This is a genomic window from Kytococcus sp. HMSC28H12 (assembly GCF_001816045.1).
GTDB classification, from domain to species: Bacteria; Actinomycetota; Actinomycetes; order Actinomycetales; family Dermatophilaceae; genus Kytococcus; species Kytococcus schroeteri.
This window is the reverse complement of the sequence record NZ_KV824407.1, coordinates 1-2,284: the sequence shown is the minus strand read 5'-3', so window position 1 is coordinate 2,284 and position 2,284 is coordinate 1. Positions and strand designations below refer to the sequence as shown.

General features: G+C 72.5%; 2 protein-coding genes. One reads left to right on the top strand and one right to left on the bottom strand.

Annotated features, from left to right (window positions below):
• On the bottom strand, window positions 1–954 hold a 954-nt coding region (locus HMPREF3099_RS05250; RefSeq protein WP_141761999.1), incomplete at its 3' end, for a hypothetical protein.
• A 157-nt stretch (window positions 955–1,111) separates the two neighbouring features.
• Between HMPREF3099_RS05250 and HMPREF3099_RS05245 the strand changes: the two genes are divergently transcribed.
• Window positions 1,112–2,191: an inositol-3-phosphate synthase gene (locus HMPREF3099_RS05245; RefSeq protein WP_070704927.1), complete on the top strand. Its 1,080-nt coding sequence runs from the start codon at window positions 1,112–1,114 to the stop codon at window positions 2,189–2,191.
• Window positions 2,192–2,284 lie beyond the last annotated feature (93 nt).

Here is a 2,284-nt window from a genome sequence, read left to right as displayed (position 1 = left end):
GAGCACCAGGCCGCCCACCGCCAGGGTGGCCACCGCCCAGCCCGGCGGCGCCGCACCCAGGCCGCGCACCACGCTCCACACGCCCCCGTTGCCCGCCCCGGCGTCCCAGAACGCCAGGCCGGAGAGGCTCCGCCGGTTCCACACCAGCCACGGGACGCACACCGCCGCCGCCGTGAGCACCATCGGCACCCACGCCCAGCGCAGCGCACGCGGGGCGGCCACCACACAGGCCACCGGCAGCACCACCAGCAGGGGCATCGCCAGCACCGCCAGCACCCACACCACGCCGGCCGTGGCCGCCGACCCTGTGGAGCCGCGGCGCCACAGCACGCACCCCCACACCGCGAGCGCCAGCCAGACCAGCAGGTCCGACACCATCGCCAACGGCACGAGCAGCGGGGAGAGGGCCACGTGCGAGGCCGCCCACGGGTCCGAGCCCTCGGCGCGCGCCCAGTCCACGACCGCCACCACCAGCGCGGCCACCGCGAGAACGAGCAGCACCGCCCACACGGCGAAGTAGGCCTGCTGGTCGAAGCGCTGCGGCACCGGGCCCAGGGGCAGGCCGGCCAGCCACAGCAGCGTGGTGCGCACGGGCGCCACCTGGGCCATCTCGGTGCCGGGGCTGGACCAGGGCACGTGGCCGTCGTCGAGGCCGGCGTTGGCCCAGCGCACCACCGGGTCGGAGTAGCACATGCGCCAGATGAGCTGCGGGCTGCGCCAGCCGCCGGTGATGCAGTTGTTCTTCTGCAGCACGGCCAGCAGCATCGGCAGGGCGCTCAGGGCCACGAGCACCGCGGCCGGGAACCACGGCCCCCGGACCCGCGGCAGGGCGTGGCGGCCGGTGGAGCCCCCGACCGCCCCCATGGCCAGGCGGGGCACCGGATCGGCGGCGGGGCGGGGGCGACGCCCCCGCACGGCCTGCCGCACCGCCTCGAGGCCGCGGGCCCCCTGCACACGCCTGATCCGCTCCACTGCCACTCCCGTCGGGCTCGTCCTGACGCCCCATCATCACCCGTCACACCCCCCGGCACGCGGCCTACACTCGGTCGCGCGTGGAACAACCTGCCGGGCTGCGGCGTTTGTCACGCCGGAAAGCAACAAAGGGAGAGACATGTCCACTGTCCGTGTCGCCATCGCAGGCGTCGGAAACTGCGCCACCTCGCTCATCGAGGGCGTCGAGTACTACCGCAACACCCCGGCCGACGGCACCGTGCCGGGCCTCATGCACGTCGACTTCGGCGGGTACCACGTCGGCGACGTGGAGTTCGTGGCCGCGTTCGACGTCGACGCCGACAAGGTGGGCAAGGACCTCTCCGAAGCCACCCGTTCGGGCCAGAACAACACCATCCGGATCACCGACGTGCCGCACACCGGCGTGGAGGTGCAGCGCGGCCCCACCCTGGACGGCCTGGGCAAGTACTACCGCCAGACCATCGAGGAGTCCTCCGCCGAGGCCGTGGACGTGGTGCAGGCACTCAAGGACTCGCAGGCCGACGTGCTCGTGTCCTACCTGCCGGTGGGCTCGGAGGAGGCCGACAAGTTCTACGCCCAGTGCGCCATCGACGCCGGCGTGGCCTTCGTCAACGCGCTGCCGGTGTTCATCGCCAGCGACCCCGAGTGGGCGCAGAAGTTCCGCGACGCGGGCGTGCCGATCGTGGGCGACGACATCAAGTCCCAGGTGGGCGCCACCATCACCCACCGCGTGATGGCCAAGCTCCTCGAGGACCGCGGCGTGGAGCTGGACCGCACCTACCAGCTGAACGTGGGCGGCAACATGGACTTCAAGAACATGCTCGAGCGCGAGCGCCTGGAGTCCAAGAAGATCTCCAAGACCCAGGCCGTCACCTCCAACGTGCAGCACCAGTTCGAGGACCGCGACGTGCACATCGGCCCCTCGGACTACGTGCAGTGGCTGGACGACCGCAAGTGGGCCTACGTGCGCCTCGAGGGCCGCGCGTTCGGCGACGCCCCGCTGAACCTGGAGTACAAGCTGGAGGTCTGGGACTCCCCCAACTCCGCCGGCATCATCATCGACGCCATCCGCGCGGCGAAGATCGCCAAGGACCGCGGCATCGGCGGCCCGATCCTCTCCGCCAGCGCCTACCTCATGAAGTCCCCGCCCGAGCAGCGCCCGGACGACCTGGGCCGCGCCGAGCTGGAGAAGTTCATCCGCGGCGAGGTGGACAGCTGACCCGAGGGGGTCGCTGAGCCCGCGCGAGGGCACCGACTGTTCGGGTTGCCGAGGGGGCGGGGTGGGTCGACACTGGACCCGCCCCGCCCCCCT

Coding starts and splice junctions, on each gene's coding strand:
- HMPREF3099_RS05245 (WP_070704927.1), top strand. CDS start 1,112: ATGTCCACTGTCCGTGTCGCCATCGCAGGCGTCGGAAACTGCGCCACC.